Annotated in this window: 19 protein-coding genes; 12 read left to right on the top strand and 7 right to left on the bottom strand. The window is 32.4% G+C overall.

The window, feature by feature from the left end; genetic code table 11:
* Nucleotides 1–8 precede the first annotated feature (8 nt).
* Nucleotides 9–431, top strand: a complete 423-nt coding sequence (locus tag Q1B37_RS01115) for an arsenate reductase ArsC (RefSeq protein WP_299894493.1) — start codon at nucleotides 9–11, stop codon at nucleotides 429–431.
* Nucleotides 432–446: 15 nt separating this feature from the next.
* Here Q1B37_RS01115 and Q1B37_RS01110 read toward each other — a convergent pair whose 3' ends face one another.
* The 4 genes from Q1B37_RS01110 to Q1B37_RS01095 all read right to left on the bottom strand — a co-directional run bounded on the left by Q1B37_RS01110 (nucleotide 447) and on the right by Q1B37_RS01095 (nucleotide 5,409).
* Entirely contained in the window at nucleotides 447–1,391 is a 945-nt protein-coding gene (locus Q1B37_RS01110) for a mechanosensitive ion channel family protein (RefSeq protein WP_299894490.1), read from the bottom strand.
* Between the two features lie 378 nt (nucleotides 1,392–1,769).
* Complete coding sequence (locus tag Q1B37_RS01105) at nucleotides 1,770–3,578, bottom strand: lysophospholipid acyltransferase family protein (protein ID WP_299894487.1); 1,809 nt, start codon at nucleotides 3,576–3,578, stop codon at nucleotides 1,770–1,772.
* Nucleotides 3,579–3,631: 53 nt separating this feature from the next.
* Complete coding sequence (locus Q1B37_RS01100) at nucleotides 3,632–4,885, bottom strand: aspartate kinase (protein ID WP_299894484.1); 1,254 nt, start codon at nucleotides 4,883–4,885, stop codon at nucleotides 3,632–3,634.
* A 41-nt stretch (nucleotides 4,886–4,926) separates the two neighbouring features.
* Entirely contained in the window at nucleotides 4,927–5,409 is a 483-nt protein-coding gene (locus tag Q1B37_RS01095) for a GNAT family N-acetyltransferase (RefSeq protein ID WP_299604293.1), read from the bottom strand.
* A 177-nt stretch (nucleotides 5,410–5,586) separates the two neighbouring features.
* Here Q1B37_RS01095 and fbp point away from each other — a divergent pair, with 177 nt between their 5' ends.
* The 5 genes from fbp to Q1B37_RS01070 all read left to right on the top strand — a co-directional run bounded on the left by fbp (nucleotide 5,587) and on the right by Q1B37_RS01070 (nucleotide 10,083).
* Complete coding sequence (fbp, locus tag Q1B37_RS01090; protein WP_299604295.1) at nucleotides 5,587–6,600, top strand: class 1 fructose-bisphosphatase; 1,014 nt, start codon at nucleotides 5,587–5,589, stop codon at nucleotides 6,598–6,600.
* A gap of 269 nt (nucleotides 6,601–6,869) precedes the next feature.
* Nucleotides 6,870–7,220, top strand: a complete 351-nt coding sequence (locus Q1B37_RS01085; protein WP_299604297.1) for a fructose 1,6-bisphosphatase — start codon at nucleotides 6,870–6,872, stop codon at nucleotides 7,218–7,220.
* 17 nt (nucleotides 7,221–7,237) lie between these two features.
* Nucleotides 7,238–8,062 carry a cell envelope biogenesis protein OmpA gene (locus Q1B37_RS01080; RefSeq protein WP_299604298.1) on the top strand — a complete coding sequence of 275 codons (825 nt, stop codon included), beginning with the start codon at nucleotides 7,238–7,240 and terminating at the stop codon, nucleotides 8,060–8,062.
* Nucleotides 8,049–8,540, top strand: a complete 492-nt coding sequence (locus Q1B37_RS01075; RefSeq protein WP_299604300.1) for a Rab family GTPase — start codon at nucleotides 8,049–8,051, stop codon at nucleotides 8,538–8,540. The genes Q1B37_RS01080 and Q1B37_RS01075 overlap by 14 nt, the downstream gene beginning before the upstream one ends.
* Before the next feature lie 4 nt (nucleotides 8,541–8,544).
* Complete coding sequence (locus Q1B37_RS01070; protein ID WP_299894481.1) at nucleotides 8,545–10,083, top strand: ATP-binding protein; 1,539 nt, start codon at nucleotides 8,545–8,547, stop codon at nucleotides 10,081–10,083.
* 52 nt (nucleotides 10,084–10,135) lie between these two features.
* Here Q1B37_RS01070 and Q1B37_RS01065 read toward each other — a convergent pair whose 3' ends face one another.
* Nucleotides 10,136–10,567: a TerB family tellurite resistance protein gene (locus Q1B37_RS01065; protein ID WP_299894478.1), complete on the bottom strand. Its 432-nt coding sequence runs from the start codon at nucleotides 10,565–10,567 to the stop codon at nucleotides 10,136–10,138.
* A gap of 186 nt (nucleotides 10,568–10,753) precedes the next feature.
* Between Q1B37_RS01065 and Q1B37_RS01060 the strand changes: the two genes are divergently transcribed.
* The 3 genes from Q1B37_RS01060 (at nucleotide 10,754) to Q1B37_RS01050 (ending at nucleotide 13,610) form a co-directional block, all read left to right on the top strand.
* Nucleotides 10,754–12,493, top strand: coding sequence for an AraC family transcriptional regulator (locus Q1B37_RS01060; protein WP_299894475.1), 1,740 nt, complete (start codon nucleotides 10,754–10,756; stop codon nucleotides 12,491–12,493).
* A gap of 231 nt (nucleotides 12,494–12,724) precedes the next feature.
* Complete coding sequence (locus Q1B37_RS01055) at nucleotides 12,725–12,988, top strand: class I lanthipeptide (RefSeq protein ID WP_299894472.1); 264 nt, start codon at nucleotides 12,725–12,727, stop codon at nucleotides 12,986–12,988.
* Nucleotides 12,989–13,376: 388 nt separating this feature from the next.
* Nucleotides 13,377–13,610 carry a class I lanthipeptide gene (locus Q1B37_RS01050; protein ID WP_299894469.1) on the top strand — a complete coding sequence of 78 codons (234 nt, stop codon included), beginning with the start codon at nucleotides 13,377–13,379 and terminating at the stop codon, nucleotides 13,608–13,610.
* 90 nt (nucleotides 13,611–13,700) lie between these two features.
* Here Q1B37_RS01050 and Q1B37_RS01045 read toward each other — a convergent pair whose 3' ends face one another.
* Together Q1B37_RS01045 and Q1B37_RS01040 are read right to left on the bottom strand one after the other, a co-directional pair.
* A complete protein-coding gene (locus Q1B37_RS01045; protein ID WP_299894465.1) occupies nucleotides 13,701–13,856 on the bottom strand; it encodes a hypothetical protein in 156 nt (51 codons plus the stop codon).
* Between the two features lie 75 nt (nucleotides 13,857–13,931).
* Complete coding sequence (locus Q1B37_RS01040) at nucleotides 13,932–14,504, bottom strand: sigma-70 family RNA polymerase sigma factor (RefSeq protein ID WP_299894462.1); 573 nt, start codon at nucleotides 14,502–14,504, stop codon at nucleotides 13,932–13,934.
* 371 nt (nucleotides 14,505–14,875) lie between these two features.
* Between Q1B37_RS01040 and Q1B37_RS01035 the strand changes: the two genes are divergently transcribed.
* The 3 genes from Q1B37_RS01035 to Q1B37_RS01025 are packed head-to-tail and all read left to right on the top strand — an operon-like array spanning nucleotide 14,876 to nucleotide 19,988.
* Complete coding sequence (locus Q1B37_RS01035; RefSeq protein ID WP_299894459.1) at nucleotides 14,876–15,904, top strand: ligase-associated DNA damage response exonuclease; 1,029 nt, start codon at nucleotides 14,876–14,878, stop codon at nucleotides 15,902–15,904.
* Nucleotides 15,901–17,529 (top strand): ATP-dependent DNA ligase, encoded by a 1,629-nt coding sequence (locus tag Q1B37_RS01030; protein ID WP_299894456.1) that lies wholly within the window; start codon nucleotides 15,901–15,903, stop codon nucleotides 17,527–17,529. Before Q1B37_RS01035 ends, Q1B37_RS01030 begins: the two co-directional genes overlap by 4 nt.
* Nucleotides 17,526–19,988 carry a ligase-associated DNA damage response DEXH box helicase gene (locus tag Q1B37_RS01025; protein WP_299894453.1) on the top strand — a complete coding sequence of 821 codons (2,463 nt, stop codon included), beginning with the start codon at nucleotides 17,526–17,528 and terminating at the stop codon, nucleotides 19,986–19,988. Before Q1B37_RS01030 ends, Q1B37_RS01025 begins: the two co-directional genes overlap by 4 nt.
* Nucleotides 19,989–19,991: the final 3 nt, after the last annotated feature.

Here is a 19,991-nt window from a genome sequence, read left to right as displayed (position 1 = left end):
ACCACAAAATGAATATTTTAGTTTTATGTACAGGAAACTCTTGTAGAAGTCAAATGGCAGAAGGGTATCTAAAACACTTTGTAACAGATAACGCAACAGTGTATAGTGCAGGAGTAGAAACTCATGGAGTTAATCCAAGAGCTATCGCTATTATGGAAGAAGATAATATTGATATATCAAATCATACATCAAACAACCTAGATGAATATTTAGATATTAAATTTGATTATATACTTACAGTTTGTGACAACGCTAAGGAAAGATGTCCATTCTTTCCAGGAAAAGCTGAACGTTTGCATTATAACTTCTTTGATCCATCCAAAGTAGAAGGAACAGAAGAAGAAATTCATGCTGCTTTTACAAAAACCAGAAATCAGATTAAGGAGTATTGTAAAGATTTTGTAGCTAAAAATGTGCTACAGACTTCCTAAATATGCAACAACACCTTATCGATCAATTTTGAAACCTGGTTTGGCATAATTCTCAGGAATATTAGAAGGAGGTACCGTCAGAGAATTTCCATCTCTTACAGCGTGATAGTGAGGAGATAAAATCTCAATTCCTGCCTGATGCAGTTCATTTTTGATATTTTCGTGTAATACAGAATAAATCTTAGATGACTTTTCTGGATTTTTTGTGTAAACATTTAATTCATAATGCACATAAAAGTCATCCAAACTTTTAATCAACACAAAGGGTACAGGTTCCGATAGTATGCTATCTGTACTCTTTGCTCCTTTTTTAAGAGCTTCAATTACATCATCACTTGGTACATCATATCCTATGGTTACCGAAGTATGTAAAATAACACCCACATCTTCTGATGCATTTTTTGTGAAATTAATAATATGATTTCCTAGAATAGAAGAATTAGGAATGGTAACATCTAAATTCTTAATTGTTCTAATTCTAGTTACCAATAAACTTCTTTCCGTGACATCGCCGATAGTATTACCAATCTCCACCCTATCTCCTACTTTAAAAGGTCTCATATAGGTAATGACAACACCGGCAACAATATTAGAGATAGCTGATGTAGATCCTAAAGAAAATAATATTCCAAAGAAAATTGATAATCCCTTAAAAGCAGGAGAATCCGAACCAGGGATGTAAGGGAAAACAATAATCAATGCAAAAGCTATAATAAAAACACGTAATAGATTAAATGTAGGTCTTGCCCAATCCGCATGAAAACCATCTAATCTAACTGCTTCCTTCTCTAATTCTGTAGTAACATATTTTAAGAATCTTATTAGATATTTAGTAACTAAAAAAATTACAATTATAAAAAAGAGATTGGGTATAAATCCAATTAAACCTTCATATAAAAATATCAATGGTTTCTTTATATACCCAAGTACTACATCCGCATATTCTTTAGTTTGCGGCACCAAACTAAATAAGAAAGGGAGATAGAAAACGAAAAATATTAAAACAACAGTAATTTTAAGTAGTCTAAGAATAAAAGTTAATATATGCCTTTCTCTCCTAGGTGTAATGAATCTAAAAAACTGTGAGAATTTTGTTCTTCCGAAGAAAATATTGTTTTCTAATTTACTTATTTTGCTCTGTAGCCATTTGAAAAACTTTTTATTCAGAAATAGAAAAAGTATAACGCCCAACAGCGCAATTGCAAAATAAATGTATTGTACTACCACAGTTAGATATTTTAACCTTCAAATTAGGAAAATATCTCAGGAACTGAAAGAAATAGGTTATTTAAAAAAGGGAATATTACGATCAAATACACAAAACCACCGACAATAACATTATTTGTCGGCATTCTTAAAGTACTTCTGCTCCAGTTCCGCTTGAAATTCTTCCATCACTGGTTTAACCGTACTATCAGGAAGATCTGCAATTCTGATATACATTAAACCATCTACAGCATTATTAAAAAGAGGATCCACGTTAAATGCTACTACTTTAGCATTCTGCTTGATATATTTCTTTATTAGAACTGGTATACGAAGGCTTCCAGGTTCTATTTCATCAATAATTTTATCAAACTTATTCAGATCGCTCCTACTTTCATCAAAAACAAAATCTTTATCAGCGTCTTTTAGTTTTACCTTAAACTCTTTCTTTGGTCGTACATACTGAGCAACATACGGATCATAATAATGAGATTTCATAAATTCTATCATCAACGATTTAGAGAAGCTACTAAACTTATTACTGATACTTACGCCGCCTATTAGATATTTGTGCTCAGGAAATCTAAGGGTACAATGAACAATTCCTTTCCAAAGTAAAAACAATGGCATTGGTCTTTGCTGATATTCTTTGATAATAAAAGCCCTCCCCATTTCTATAGATTGGCTCATCATTTTATGTAGTTCTGGCTCAAATCTAAAAAGATCTTGTAGGTAAAATCCATCTATCCCATATTTAGAATAAATCTCTGTACCCATTCCCATTCTATAGGCACCAGCTAATTTTTTGGCACTTTTATCCCATAAAAACATGTGATGATAGTAATCATCAAATGGATCTAAATCTATAGACTGATTTGTTCCTTCACCTATTTCTCTAAAAGTAATTTCCCGTAATCTTCCTATTTCATGCACTACGTTTGGAATACATTCCGTTTTTGCCAGGAAAACCTCATAATTTTTGCTCGCAAGTAAACGCTTATCATTTTCTCTACAATACTCCAATTCCAATTCTATGGCACTGATACTACCTTCTAAAGCGATTTGCTTAGGAGATTTAGGAAGTTTAAGATTTTGTGGAATAGATTCCCTTAATGTTTTCTTCTCATAAGGATTTGCCAACATGTATGTCTTTTTACGTAAAAATGTGGTAAAATCTTCAATATTAGCATACTCCTCCTGATCTTTTACAGAAACAGGATTCCCAATTCTAACCTTAATTACCTTATTCTCTTGTGAGAATAGTTCACTAGGCAATTTAGCAGTTCTAAGGGTATCGTTCATTGACGCTAATTGATAAAACAATCGGCTATTTCTGGCATGAAAATAAATCGGAATTACAGGGACTTTTGCCTTTTTCACCAATCGCATAGCTCCTGACTCCCAAGGTCTGTCTACATACTGTTTACCTTCTTTAATCGTAGAAACTTCTCCAGCGGGAAAAATTCCCAAAGGTTTTCCTTCTTTAAGATGCCTAATAGCATCTTTAATTCCTTTAAGACTTGATTTTGCTTCTTTCCTTCCTTCAAAAGGATTTACAGGCATTATATACTGCTTTAAAGGAACAAAATTATGTAGTAAAAAATTCGCTATAATCTTATAATCCGAACGGTGTTCTAACATTAATTTCAGCAATAAAACTCCGTCCAACCCACCAAGCGGATGATTAGAAAGGGTAATAAATGCACCGCTTTTGGGTAATCTTTTTAAATCTTCTGGAGGAATTTCAAAAGTAACACCGTACATCTCCAATACCGTGTTTACAAAATCTTCTCCCCTCAAATGACTAATTCGGTCATATTGACGATTAATTTTTGATAACCTTGTGATTTTTAAAATCATCCAGCCAACAAAAGTGCCAATAAAACCAAGTTTATCTAATTTGAGCCCTTTGGCTACTTCTTTTGAGGTGACTACCGCCATTAAATACGTTTTGTGCTAACTACAAATATAACAAAATCATTGAATAGAGTATCTTATTGTTTTGCAACCATTTGATAGGTTTCTTTTGTACTCTGTTTTAGTAAAATATCCTTGTTTTCTTCTAAAAACTCAATTGCATTGCTTGTAAAATGTCTAATCGTGAATAACGAAACATGCTTTTCATAGATCACACGAAATTTTGCTTTCAAATGAATTAACAGCTCGTCAAAATTATGAAATTTATCATCTAAACAAACAGAAAAACTTATAGCAGAGTTTTGAATAAGATCTACTTTTAGATGGTATTGATGGAAGAGACTGAATATTTCGCTGATATTTTCTTCTACAATGAAAGAAAAATCTAAAGACGAAAGTGATAACAATATCTGATCTTTTTTAACAATAAAACAAGGCATATATGGGACTAAACTCTGTCCTTTTCTTACAGATGTTCCTTCATTTTCCGGATTAAGAAATGATTTTACGAATAAAGGTATTTCTTTTCTTTGTAGAGGTTGTAATGTTTTAGGATGAATTACAGACGCTCCATAAAAAGCTAATTCAATTGCTTCTTCGTAAGAAATTTGTGAAAGTAATTCTGTGTTCTGAAAAACTCTTGGGTCTCCATTTAAAACACCAGGAACATCTTTCCATATAGTAACATTGGCGGCATTGGTACAATAGGCAAAAATCCCCGCAGTATAATCACTACCTTCCCTTCCTAGAGTGGTCGTAAAGTTATTACTATCGGAACCAATAAAACCCTGAGTAATTGTTAACCCTGTTTTAGCAACTTTATCATTAATACATTGTTGAGTTAGCTTCCAATCTACAGTAGCATCTCTGTAATCATCATTCGTTTTTATTACATCACGAGCATCCAATAATGTATTCGTATACCCTTTTTCGGACAAATATTCACTAACAATAGTTGTAGAAATTAATTCTCCATAACTCACCGTCTGATCATAAACATAATCATATTGTACGGATTTATTTCTTCTCAACATAGTTTCCATATCAGAAATCAAGGAGGTAACTTTCTCAAAAACTGGATGTTGTGCATTCGGAAAAAGGTCTTTTAAAATCCCAAGATGATATGTTCTAATAAACTCTAGAGAATTATTAAATTCGGGGTTTTTGTTTAGATAATTCGCAACTACTGTTTCTAGTGCATTTGTCATCTTACCCATAGCAGATATAATAATAATTGTATCCGCATGCCCAACTTTTTGTAATACCTTGATTACATTTTGAACTCCTTCGGCATCTTTTACCGATGCTCCTCCAAACTTAAAAACTTTCATTGATTTATCTAATTTCCTGATATGCGATACTACAATTCAGCTTAATTCTTAGACACAAATGCTTGTAACCCTTGTTCATCCATTTGTACTACCTGCCAACCTTCTAAAATCTTAGCACCACTTTTTAGATAAAAATTTACCGCTGGTGTATTCCAATCCAAAACATTCCATTCTACACGTTTTACACCTTTTTCTGTTCCATATTGCATCACTCTTTTGTAAAGAGCCATTCCAATACCTGAACCTCTCATAGATTCTCTCACAATCAAATCTTCTAAATGAACCGTTCTTCCTTTCCAAGTAGAAAATCTAAAATAAACTAATGCCAAACCTACGATTTCACCTACTGATGTCTCAGCGACAAAGCAATGAAACAATGGTTTATTTCCAAACCCTTCTTTTACTAAATCATCTACAGTAACTTCTACAGCATCGGGTTCTTTTTCAAAAACGGCTAATTCTTTGATTAATTGAAGTGCTTGTGGCATATCTCCTGCCACTCCTTCTCGTATAATATAGTCCATAGGTCAAAAGTTTATCAAAACTATAAAATATGTGTTAGAATCTAGATAATTTTATAATCTTATATAGAACTAATTTTAGTTTTTACAAAACTCACTAAAGTTTGACAAATTAGCCTTACGAAAACGTTTTAGTTGTCTAAAAAATAATATTTTTGCACAAATCCAACACAACCTAACATGACAAGAAAAAACCAAACCTTAGGAGAATTTATTATAGAAAACCAAAAAGATTTTCCATATGCTAGTGGTGAACTTTCACGACTGATCAATTCCATTCGCCTTGCTGCAAAAATGGTAAATCACGAAGTAAACAAGGCAGGTTTAGTAGACATAACTGGAGCTGTTGGAGAAACAAATATACAGGGTGAAGATCAACAAAAATTAGATGTACTTGCTAATGAAACGTTCATCAATACCTTAACCAATAGAGAAATTGTTTGTGGTATTGCCTCTGAGGAAAATGATAATTTCATTACCATTAAAGGTCAAAAAAGCGATCATAGGAATAATTATGTAGTTTTAATGGATCCTTTAGATGGCAGCTCTAATATTGATGTTAATGTCTCAGTAGGAACTATCTTTTCTATTTATCGCAGAATTACTCCAACAGGAACACCCGTAACCATTGAAGATTTTTTACAACCTGGAAATTTGCAGGTAGCAGCGGGATACATTATTTACGGAACCTCCACAATGTTGGTATACACAACTGGAAATGGAGTAAATGGTTTTACATTAAACCCAGCTCTGGGAACCTATTATCTTTCGCATCCTAATATGACATTCCCCGAGGATGGTAGAATTTATTCTGTAAATGAAGGAAATTATATTCATTTCCCTCAAGGAATTAAAGATTATATAAAATACTGCCAGGAAGAAAAAGATGATCGTCCTTATACATCTAGATATATCGGATCATTAGTAAGTGATATTCATAGAAATATGATAAAAGGTGGGATTTATATGTATCCTAGTACTTCCAAATCTCCTAATGGAAAACTACGATTGTTATATGAATGTAATCCTATGGCATTTTTAGCAGAACAAGCTGGTGGATTTGCTAGTGATGGTTTTAGAAGAATACTAGAAATTAAACCTACTGAATTACACGAAAGAACACCGTTTATCTGCGGAAGCAAAAACATGGTTAAGAAAGTAGAATCTTTTATGCAAAAGGAGAGTGCGAAATAATATATTCTTCCAATCTCACATAGTAATAATAATACAATGATCTGTATTTAAATTGGATACTGCTTTTTTTTTAGTATTCTTGCATAATAAATATATCTGTCTGTAGGCCTACCCCTCACTCTTCCCTTTGACTATAGATTAGATGGATTATATTTTTAATGGAGTTGAAAGGAAATAATGATTAACATTATTACTCCTTAACTGTATTTTTTAATGTTTTTATATTAAATTTACTTTTAGCTCATAGAATAAACATAAATTGACCGATAATGGCTAAAGAAACTAAAGCTGTCCAAGAACAGGTTGCTAACGATCCTTCTTCAAAGATAGAAGCAATAAAAAATTTAATTTTTGGAGAAAATATTGCGGCTTATAACTCTGAATTTGACGCCGTAAAAAAAGACATTTCTTCTAAAAAGAAAGAACTAGAAGATTTTATTGAAGACACTAGAAAAGAGCTACATCAAGCGATTGATAATTTAAGTACTGATATCAATATTAGAATCACTGAATTAGAAGATAATTTAGCAGACAAAGTTTCCATGTTAGATGATAAAAAAGTCGACAGAAAAACGTTAGGTGATCTTTTGATTGCCATGGGTGAGAAAATTAATAAGTAATCTGCCTATCCAAGATTATGGAAGAGCAGGACAAATTTAAAATTCTTAAAGAACTTCTTCTTACAGATGAGAAGGAGTATGCAGATTCCATTGCTAAAAAAGTTGAAGAGCTTAGTAAAATAGTTTATCAGAAGCAAGAGCTTTCTGAGAAAGTAGATCCTATTATTGATGACAAATTAGAAGAATTTGTTGAAGAAATTCCTAAAACACTAGGCCCAACGATTACACAAACGCTAAAAGAAGAAATTAAGAATTCTCAGGATGCCGTTGTAGAAGCTTTATTTCCAATTATTGGAAAGATGATTAAGCGCTACATCGCTCATGAAATGAAACTCTTAAGCGACAACATTAACAAAAAAACCAAACAAGCTTTCTCTTTTAAAAATTGGTTTAAAAGAACCAAAGCAAAAGCACAAGGTATTAGTGACGGTGATTTGGCAATTTCAGATTACGCCAAACCTAGATTAATCCAAATGTTTGTCGTTGAAAAAGATTCAGGATTACTTATTGCTGATTATAGTCCTCTTTCTGATGGCACAATTGATAAAGATATGGTAGCTGGTATGCTTACCGCAATAAAGGGGTTTGTTGAGGATGCTTTTCAGGGTGGTAATCAAAACTTAGAAACTATAGAATACGAACTATACACTATACATATACAGAATTTTTATTCTTATTATATAGCAGCTGTTATTTCTGGTGCCTACAACATCATGTTTAAAGAAGTATTGGAAGATCAAATTATTGAATTTGCTAAGAATCATATTTCCAGAAGGGATCTAGAAAATAATGAGCTTTTTACAAATAAATTAAAAAAACATTTTGAAGATGACATTGTCTAAAAAAGTAGTGCTTTTAGGACACTTTGGAGTTGGGAAAACATCATTATTTAGACGTTTTGTTGACAACGAATTTTCTGAAGATTATAAAGTAACATTAGGAGTTCAGATAAAAAAGAAAGTTGTTGAAATGCCAGATGGCAGAGAACTTTCGATGATCATTTGGGATACCGAAGGTCATACCGATATCGAAGACACGCGAAAATCATATCTTCTTGGCTCGAATGCCTTTATTTACGTATTTGACCTTACAAGAATAGACACCTATAAAGATCTTACTAAAGATTTAGAATACCTAGCCAAAAATCACCCAAAAGTGATTATCAAAACAATTGGTAATAAGTTAGATTTAGTAAGCGAAAAAGAAATCCAAAAGAAATTTGATGAGTTAAACATTACTGTAGATTGTTTAACAAGTGCTAAAACAAACAAAAATGTTCAGAATTTCTTTACTGATCTTTCTATCGAAATAACATCATAGCCTTATGACTTACCAAGAAGAAAAGTTGTTTTTTGATCAACAAATGCAATGCACAATTACAGGCCATGATGGTGTGATTAAGGAAACCGATGCAAATATTTTTAGTTGGAAAGTCAGTACTTCTATTTATGATGCACATCCTTTTTTCGAGATCATAAAAGGATTCTTAGAAATATTTGAACAAGAAGAAACAACCTATAATTTTCCTTGTATTCACTTAGAAGAAGGAAAACTAGAAAAGATATGCGATGTAACTATCAAAATCAATACAAAAGAGGTAGTTATTCTATTATTCGATTATTCGTCTAAATATCATGAGCTTAATAAAATAGCGCAACAAAAAAATGAATCTGTTCTTAGAGCTAAAGAATTAGAGCTCAAAAATAAATTCCTTATTGATAAAGAGAAATTTAAAAACAGTTTTATCGCTAATATCAATCATGAAATCAGAACTCCTTTAACCAGTATTTTGGGATTTATAGAGGTATTACAAAAGACCAATTTAAATTTTGAACAAGAAGAATTAGCTAGAATTATTAAAAGACAAAGTCTACATCTTAACTCTTTAATAGAGGATATGGTAGATATTTCTAAAATAGAATCTGGTAAAATAAAAATTGTAGAAGAGCGCTTTTTGTTTGTAAATCTCATGGAAGGTTTCCAAGAAACCTATTCGAAATTAGCTGAAGACCGAGGATTAGCATTTGAAACGTATATTGATCCTAATATTCAGGAGTATTTAATTGGAGATCGAACCAGAGTATTTCAGATCATTAATAATGTGCTCAATAACGCCTTCAAATTTACTGAAGAAGGTAAAGTAAGTCTTTCTGTGACTAAAAACTTTCAACGAACCAATAAGTTAAGTGTTAGTTTCAAAATTGAAGATACCGGATTAGGAATACATGAAGAAGACCTCGAAAATATCTTTGATAGATTTACCCGTTTTAATAGAGACAAACAGATTTCGGGAACAGGATTAGGACTAGCCATTGTAAAAGATTTGGTAGACCTCCTGAATGGAGAAATTAAAGTAACTAGCGAACCGGATAAAGGGACTACTTTTGATATTAAACTACCATTTAAGTTTGAAATTTCAAAAGCTAAGCCAGAAAAGAAAAAGAAAAAATATAGTTTACCCGAATCAAAAAAGAAATTCAGAATTTTAGTTGTGGAAGACGAAGAGTCTACGCAATTCTTAATTATGAAAATACTTATTAGTCACGGTAGTTTCTTTGTAGATGTTGCTATGAATGGAGAACAGGCCATTAGCTATATGGAACGAAGAAATTACGACTTAGTTCTTATGGATCTAGAATTATCTAAAATAGATGGCTATAAGGCAACTCATATGATACGCAAAAATTATGGAGATAAAGCCATAGCAGAGGTTCCAATTATTGGTTTTACTGCCAGAGCTACCGAAGCAGAACGAGATAAATGCCTGAGATCTGGAATGGATGATTTTATCGCCAAACCTTTTGAGCAAGAAGATCTACTATATAAAATAGTTAAACAAATAGCTAAAAAAGCCGCTTCATAGAAGCGGCTTTTGTCATTTTGGTTGGATGTGTTTTCCTTGTTTAAAAAGAAAATTATCTGTTCATATTTTTAATCTCTTCGGCAAAAGTATCTCCATCCACATCTTGATCTACTAATGTTAAGGCTTTATCCACAACATACTTTGCATTATCAGATTTAAAACCTAATCCGATACATAATTTTTCTAATAAAACTACCTGATCATCTCCTTTGATGTTATCTGCATATACCATTCTCGCTAAATCAAATAACCTTTCTAATCTTGCATCATAACTAGTCGGAGGATTGATAGGATGAGCAGCATAATTCTTAGAAATTTCTTTATAATCATTTTCAGAAATATCAAGGTTACGAGCCAATCTATCTAAGAACGCTCTCTCTTCGTCTGTTATAACTCCATCACTCATGGCTACTCTTACAATAGCAGCAAAATGGTCTTGATTTCTCTTTTGAAACCCACTATCAAATAAATCAGATATTGACATTATGTATTTTGTTTATTTTGCCGCAAATATAACCAAACTTAATTCCTTTTAAAATATATATGTATCCTTTTTTAAGGATCAAAAAATATTTAGTTCACTGAACATGTGGAGCTTTAGCACAATGGTTCAACTATGATTCTAGTTGAAGTGTATTGGATTCCTCATTAAATTCAATATTTTTGAACCATGCAAACTCATCATATCAAAAAACAGAAGATCATCCTTATGATCTTTGTATTTATCATTACTACTATAGGATACACTCAAAAAATTGCGATTCCGGATTCTTTGCAAACTAAATCGTTTAATGAAATCGAGGTTTTACTATATGAACAATCAAGTGATTCGATCAAAGCAGTCTTTTTTTCAAACATACTACTAGCCAAAGCAAAACAAGAACAAGAACAAGATAGCCTTAATTTAGCCAAAGCGTATTTCCAAGTTTCTTTTAATAATGTGCAAAATCCTCTAAAAAGAATCGCCTACTTGGATAGCTCTATTACGTCTAATCCTAATATTAAACATAGCTTTTTCCCTGTACTGGCATATATTAATCGAGCAGGAACGTATAAAGAAATTGGAAATTATGAAAAAGCATTAGATGATTATCTAAGTGGATTAAAATATACTGATAAAGTAAACACCAATATATATCAAGATATAAAGCACAATATTGCAAGATTAAAGAATGAAATAGGAGAATATGAAGAGGCAAAGGAAATGTATATGGATATTATGAAGTATGAATCCAGTAAAAACATTGAAGGTCGTCAACATTTGATTACTGTTTTAGGATTAGTAGAAACGTATAGAAAACTAAAACAATTTGATTCAGCATCTTACTATGCTAACAAGGGAATAAAAGAATCTATTAAAGACTCTCTAAATGTATATCACTCATTTCTATTAGCCGAAGGGATTAATTTATACTATAAAGATAAATATAACGCTTCTATAGAAAATATAAACAAGTCAATTCCTGTCATTAAAAAAATAGAATCCCACAATATGGGAATAATCATTGACGGTTATTTACACTTAAGCAAAATTTATAAAAAACTTGATGATAAAGAAATGTTGATCCAATCGTTACAGAATATTGATTGGTATTTCGAAAACACAAATTATAGATCGATAGAAATGCGCGAAGCGTATGAACTATTTATAAATCATTATAAATCTATTGATGATAAAAATCAACAATTATATTATATCAACAAACTCTTTGCTGTAGACAGTATATTAGATAGTGATTACAAAAACCTAAACAAAACAATCACTAAGAAATATGACACACCCAAATTGCTAGAAGAAAAAGAGAAGCTTATTGAATTTCTAGAAAAAAAGGATAAAACATCCTCATTAAAGTTTAGTATTGCCTTATTATTGATTCTCATACTTACTATAGTTTTTGGATATGTTTATTATAGAAACATACAGTATAAAAGGAGATACGAAGCGATCATGCATCCCAAAAACGAACCTGAAACAAAACCTACAGAACCATCGGTAGTGGATCAAAAAAATACTGAAACAGATCCTAAAACCATTGATATTCCAGAAAATATAGTACAAGAAATATTAGAAAGACTTACACAATTTGAAAACAAAAATGGATTTTTGGCTCGTAATCTAACCATTACGGTACTCGCAAAAAAACTAAATACCAATTCTAAATATCTATCTAAAATCATTAATCAATACAAACAAAAAAGATTTAGTGTTTACATCAATGAATTAAGGGTAGACTATGTAATCGAACAACTTAAGGAAAATCCAAAATTTAGATTGTATAGTATTAAGGGAATTGCGAGAGAACTAGGATATAATAATGATCGTGCTTTTTCCAAAGCTTTTTATCAAAAGACAGGAGTATATCCATCTTATTTTATTAAAAAATTGTCTAAAGAAGTTACGTATACTTAAACATTTTTATTTTTTAAATATTACAGCTTTTTCTAAATACTCTTATCAAAAAGACGCAAATTCACCCATGTTATTCTTTTAAAGGTTCTAAAACCCAAAAAAGCATAATGAATTGATTTATAGTTTTTTGAAAGTGTTCTTTCCGTGAAAATACAGTGCTAATACAGAAAAAGTAATTTTTTCAAATAAAATAATATATACTTTTACAGTCGAAACAAAAAGAGAAAATTTATGAAAAACAAAAAAGGGAAAAAGCTGAGCTTACACAAAATTAAAATAGCTAAATTAAATCAAAACGGTTTACGGAGTATCATAGGAGGAGATACGGAAATTGGAGTGGATTTCTCTGCTACAAATTGTAATACAGACACTTGTCCAGACCCAACTGTTACTTGTCCTACAGACTACACTTGTGATATAACAGGATGTGTAAACGCATCTAATATTTGTAGAACTGATGAAAGATTTTGTGGTTATAAACCCGTAAATGGCTAGTTCTACTACTTTTGAAAATTATCTTACAAAATATGACAGCAATCCCAAAGCTTAAAGGTTTCGGGATTGTTTTTTATTTAATAATCCACAAGAAATTTCAAATCTATTCCATCCAATAACTTACCTATTATTTAACATTTATATTTTACAATAAAAGAAATTAGAAAAGTTGTATACAATAAATGATTCTACTTTTCCTAAACAATCCTATCAAAAAGACGAAAACTCGCTCATCTTGCCCCTTAAAGAACCATAACAAACATAATGTATTGACTTACAGGTTTTAAAAAATACTTTTTTCATGAAAATACAGTAGTAAATTCTATGAATTAAATTTTTCAAAAAGAATAATAATTACTTTTATTTCTGAAACAAGAAGAACATATATATGAAAAACAAAAAAGGGAAAAAGCTGAGCTTACAAAAAATTAAGGTTGCCAAATTAGAAAAACGTAGTTTTTATGATGTAAAAGGAGGAAACACCTTAACCTTGCATAACGATGCTACTTTACTTCCTGATGGTTGTAATAGTCAAGAAAATTGTCCTACTGATTGGACATATGACTGTTCTGGTTCCAATGGGTGCAAATCTCGTATAAGAATATGTGGTGTATGGGATTAATTTTATAACCCTATAGATTCATAATACATGAGTAAAACAAAGCCACTCCCTTAAAAAGAGTGGCTTTATTCTTAGGCTTGTTTAAAAGTCTTAACAAGGAACGCAAGCTACATGTTTCCCTGTGAAAAAGTCCAATTGAGAACAGGTTCCTGCAGGACAAATAGGACAACCAAATCCTCCATTAATAGCTTGTTGATTGCTTTTAGAAATTGTTTTTACCCCGTTTAATTTTCTTAATTTATTCATCGTATAAAATATTTAAAATTGTTTTCTCCCTGAACAGTTAAAGACACTCAAGGAATATGTCTACTATAGTACTTTTTATATTTTCACTAATTCTCTAAAAACAGGATCTTTGGAAATACTTTGTATCATACTCTTTTTAGTCTCACTTTTCTTTTTACGTAAGTAATTTTCTGTACATCCAGTAATTCGAGCCATCTCTTGGTAATCTTTCCCTTCAAAAATTAGCTGCCACAACCTTTTTGTTGTATCCTGTAGATTAGTAAAATACGCGTGAAACAGTTGTTTACGTTCTTTCTGAAAAATCTGCTCTATGATTGCTGAATCTTCATATTGTAGATAACAACTATTCCAAAGATCCATAAACAACAATTTCTTGTTTCTATTCGCTCTCTTTAACCACATATTTCTGCAAACACCATAAAAATAATTTTGGATTGGAGACCTGATCTTGAGCTCTGGGTTTCTCAACTTTAGATATAATAATAGCAACGCGTCTTGGAAAACGTCCTCGGTGTCTTCCAAACAACCACCATTTAGAAGAATATAATTTTTGACTATGGGAAAGTTCTTTTGATAAAACCACCTTATGATGATTTCATTTCCACTTATTATCCCTTCTCGCATTTCTTGATCGCTAATCTCTTTCATATTTTTTAGCCCTCTGAAAGTCATTTTCCAAAATTCTTTATTCAATATTATGAGATCAAATATAGCTTCACAAAATATCAATAAGCAAAAAGACGCGCTTCCAATTCATGGAATTGGAACTTATGAAATCGAATACTAAACAATTAAATACCAAACAATTAAACCCCTACTAAGATGAGGTAACAATTCTTTCATTATACAAAGAGAAATAGACAAAAAAAAAGAAAAAGGGGAATCTATATTAACCATTCTGCAAAATAAGACCCAAAGAAAGAACATCAACAACTCCTAATATTTCGCTAAACACTTTTTTGTAAAACCAGTATTCCGTAATTTCCAAAAAAACAATAGGAATATAGTTCTAACTCCTTATGCCATCTAGACCACTTTTAGAATTTACAGAAAAGGGAATCTATTGTGCTGTTGCAAAAGTATACTTGGATCCTTGGAAACCTGTAGATAAAGCAATCATTACTCATGGTCATGCAGATCACAGCAGATGGGGACACAAACAATATATAACACACCATACGAATATCCCTATTATCAAACATCGCTTAGGAGATATAAATGTTACCGGAAAAACATATGGAGAGATGTTCTCTATCAATAATGTTACCTTTAGCTTTCATCCTGCTGGTCATATCATTGGCAGCTCACAAATCAGAGTGGAGCATAAAGGTGAAATCTGGGTCTTTACAGGAGATTATAAAGTAGAAAATGATGGAATCTCAATTCCCTTCGAACCTATTAAATGCCATACTTTTATCACAGAATGTACTTTTGGATTACCTGCGTTTAAATGGGCTTCTCAAAAAGATGTTTTTAACGATATTAATAATTGGTGGGCAGAAAATAAATCCGAAGGTAAAACATCCATTCTTTTTGGGTATTCTCTGGGAAAAGCACAACGACTCTTAAAATATTTAAATCCAGAAATTGGTAAAATTTATACCCATGGAGCCATAGAAAATATGACAAATGTTATTCGCCCAATGGTTTCCTTTCCAGAGACAACTTTGGTAACAAGAGATACCAAAAAAGAAGATTTTATTGGTAATATTGTTATCGCTCCACCAAGTGCACATGGTAGTACCTGGATCAGAAAAATGGTTCCGTATGTTACTGCATCTGCAAGTGGATGGATGACTTTTAGAGGAGCACGACGACGAAGAGCGATAGACAAAGGTTTTGTACTTTCTGATCACTGCGATTGGGATGGATTACTAACAGCTATCAAAGAAACAGGAGCAACCAAAATTATTACCACACACGGATACACTGAGATATTTTCAAAATATCTAAGAGAATTAGGGTACGATGCTCGAACAGAGAAAACACAATACGAAGGTGAACTTGCTGAAATAGATACCAAAAAAGAAAGTGAGGTTATCGAGTGAAACTATTTGCTAACCTTATCAAAACTTTAGACAGTACCAATAAAACAAACGTAAAAGTAAATGCGCTAGCCACCTATTTTGAGCAAGCACCGGAAAAAGACAAAGTATGGACGATCGCTATTCTCTCGCATCGACGACCTCCTAGGCCTGTAAATACTACCTTATTAAGAACATGGGCTTCAGAACTAGCTAATATTCCACTTTGGTTGTTCGAAGAATCTTATCACATTGTAGGGGACCTTGCCGAAACCATTGCTTTGGTAATTCCATCTTCCACAAAAAGCACTACAAAAACGCTGACCCAATTTCTTGAAGAAATGATTACTCTTAAAAAGAAAACCGAGCAAGAAAAAAAGACATACCTTCATGAAAACTGGAAGGTTTTAAATTACTATGAACGTTTTGTATTTACCAAACTAATTACTGGTGGTTTTCGAATTGGAGTTAGTCAAAAATTAATGACACGAGCTTTATCAAAAGCCACACAAATTGATGAGGATATTTTAGCGTATAAGCTTATGGGAAATTGGGATCCAAATACTATTTCCTTTCAGGATTTAGTATTAGAAGAAAAGGAATCTGATTTTCTTTCTAAACCTTATCCCTTTTATTTAGCGTATGCTGTAGAAAATGAAGTTTTTGATTTAGGAGATATCTCAGATTGGTATGCGGAACATAAATGGGATGGAATTAGGGCACAAATTATTATTCGAAATAGAGAAATCTTTGTTTGGAGTCGTGGCGAAGAATTGGTTACTGACAAATACCCAGAATTTCAACAGTTCTTAGATTTCATTCCTGATGGAACCGTTCTGGATGGTGAAATTTTACCATTTCCTAACGGAGAAATTGGAACTTTTAATGATCTACAAACCAGAATCGGTAGAAAAACCATTTCTAAAAATTTACTACAAAAAACGCCTGTGATATTAAAAGCGTATGATCTGTTAGAATGGAAAGGAAAAGATATTCGAAACCTTCCTTTTTCTAAAAGAAGAGCATTATTAGAATCTTTATATGAGGATATTTTAAGCCTGCAAACATCCGAAGAACATAAAATTCCTTTACATCTATCAGAAAAAATGACCTTTACTTCTTGGTCAGCACTAGCAAAAGAACGTGATAGGTCTAGATTAGTAAGATCCGAAGGGTTAATGTTAAAAAGAAAAGATTCTCCTTATTTGGTAGGACGTAAAAAAGGAGATTGGTGGAAATGGAAAGTAGATCCATTAACGATAGATGCCGTACTTACATATGCCATGAGAGGTCATGGTCGGCGATCTAATTTATTTACGGATTACACATTCGGATTATGGAATGATGACAAAACGGAACTCGTAACATTTGCAAAAGCATACTCTGGATTAACCGATGCAGAATTTCGAGAAGTTGATAAATTTATTAAAGCAAATACACTAGAGCGCTTTGGACCCGTAAGAAGTGTTACTCCAGAATTAGTTTTCGAAATAGCTTTCGAAGGAATTGCTCTGTCTAAAAGACATAAAAGTGGTGTTGCTACCCGTTTTCCTCGTATTTTACGATGGCGACAAGATAAAAAAATTGAAGAAGCCAATTCTTTAGAAGATTTAAAAACACTAATTCCAAGCAACATACAGGATTCATGACACAAAAGGAACTCTTTCATATAGCAGAATCCTGGTTTCAACAACAGCAATGGAAATCTTTTCCTTTTCAGAAACAAAGTTGGAAAGCATTTTTACAGGGTAAAAATGGATTGTTAAACGCTCCGACAGGTAGTGGAAAAACTTATGCGTTGTGGGTACCGATTGTTCTCAATTACATCAAACAAAACCCTGATTATAAAAACAAACATAAAAAAGGTTTAAAAGCCATATGGATTACTCCATTAAGAGCATTATCACAAGAAATCAAGCAAGCCACAGAACGATTTGCAGAAGACTTAGGTACACAACTTACCGTAGGAATTCGTACGGGTGATACTTCACAAAAAGAAAGAGCAGCCCAAAAACGGTCCATGCCGGATTTACTAATTACTACTCCAGAAAGTCTTCAACTGTTGCTTGCTTCCAAAGGATATGATAAAACTTTTAAAAATTGCAGTGCTATTGTTATCGATGAATGGCACGAATTGTTAGGAACCAAGCGCGGTGTACAAATTGAATTAGCTTTATCTCGACTTAAAACTATTGCAAAAGATCTTCGTATTTGGGGAATTTCAGCAACTATTGGTAATCTGGAACAAGCGAGAGAAGTATTATTAGGTCATCAATCAGAAGCATTAGAGAATTCGATTCTCATAAAAGCAAATATCAAAAAGAAAATTAAAGTTCAGAGTATTATTCCTAAAGAAATGGAAACCTTTCCTTGGAGAGGCCATTTAGGGATTCACTTATTGGATGAGGTAGTGCCCATTATTAAAAAGAGTAAAACGACTTTATTATTTACCAACACAAGGAGTCAATGCGAAATATGGTTCCAGAAAATTTTACAAAAGTATCCCGAGTTTGCGGGAGAAATGGCCATGCATCACGGCAGTATCAATAAAGAAACGCGTTTATGGGTAGAACAAGCCATTAGAAATGAATCACTAAAAGCCGTGGTTTGTACTTCTAGTCTGGATTTAGGCGTGGACTTTGCTCCGGTGGAAACCATTATTCAAATTGGTGGACCCAAAGGAGTAGCGCGCTTTTTACAACGTGCAGGTCGCAGTGGTCATCAACCTGGTAAAACCAGTGTGATTTATTTTTTACCAACTCATGCTATAGAACTAGTGGAAGCTTCTGCCTTGCAACAAGCTGTTCAGCAACATACAGTAGAAGATCGTATTCCTTATTTGAATAGTTTTGATGTACTCGTGCAATATCTTACCACACTGGCTGTTTCTGATGGTTTCCATCCTGCAACCATTTTCCCAGAAATCAAAAGTACCTTTTGCTATCAGGCAATTTCTGAAGAGGATTGGAAATGGATTCTTAATTTTATTACCATCGGTAGTCAAAGCTTGCAACAATATGATGAGTACAAAAAAGTAGAAATTCTGGAAGATGGATTATTTAAAGTTAATAATCGAGGAATCGCCATGCGTCATCGCCTTCAGATTGGAACTATTGTAAGCGATGCAGTTCTAACTGTGAAGTACCTTAAAGGTGGTTATATTGGTAGTATTGAAGAGTGGTTTATCTCTAAATTGAAACCAGGTGATGTATTTACCTTTGCTGGTAGAAACCTCGAACTTGTTCGGATTAAGGAAATGAAAGTATTGGTTCGAAAATCTTCTAAAAGAACCTCTAAAGTCCCAAGCTGGATGGGAGGAAGATTAACACTTACTTCTCAAATGTCTGAATTGCTTCGTAATGAATTATACAAGGCTACTAACGAAGAAAAAAAGTCTCCAGAATTAATCGCATTATCTCACATATTTAAAAAGCAAGAAGAAGAAAGTATCATTCCTGGTCCAGAAGAGTTTTTAATAGAAACCTTTAAAACTAAAGAAGGGTATCATGCAATTTTTTATCCTTTTGAAGGAAGATTTGTTCATGAAGCTTTAGGAAGTTTATTAGCCTATCGTATTAGCCTCTTATCCCCCATTTCTTTCTCCATAGCTTTTAATGACTATGGTTTTGAGTTATTATCAGATCAGGAAATAGATATGCAGCAAGTGATCGATAATGATCTTTTTACCAAAGAATATATGCATAGCGATCTTCAGAAAAGCTTAAATGCTACAGAAATGGCTAGAAGAAAATTTAGAGACATTGCTGTGATCTCTGGGATGGTATTTACAGGATATCCAGAAAAAATGCTCAAAAACAAGCATCTGCAATCCAGTTCTCAGTTATTATTTAATGTTTTTAGAGATTTTGAATCAGACAATCTTCTATACCAACAGGCTTTTATAGAAACCTTCGAACATCAGTTGGAAGAAGGACGTTTACAACAAGCATTAGAAAGAATTGAGCAGCAAAAAATCGTCTGGAAATCCTGTAAAAAAGCAACTCCTCTTTCTTTTCCAATTATTACAGATCGACTTCGTGAAAAAATGTCTAGTGAAAAATTAGAAGATCGTATCAAAAAGATGGTAGCTTTGTTATCTAAGAAATAATAA

This window comes from uncultured Aquimarina sp., assembly GCF_947492965.1.
Taxonomy (GTDB): Bacteria; Bacteroidota; Bacteroidia; order Flavobacteriales; family Flavobacteriaceae; genus Aquimarina.
The sequence above is the reverse complement of the archived record's forward strand: the minus strand, read 5'-3'. Positions and strand labels throughout refer to the sequence as shown.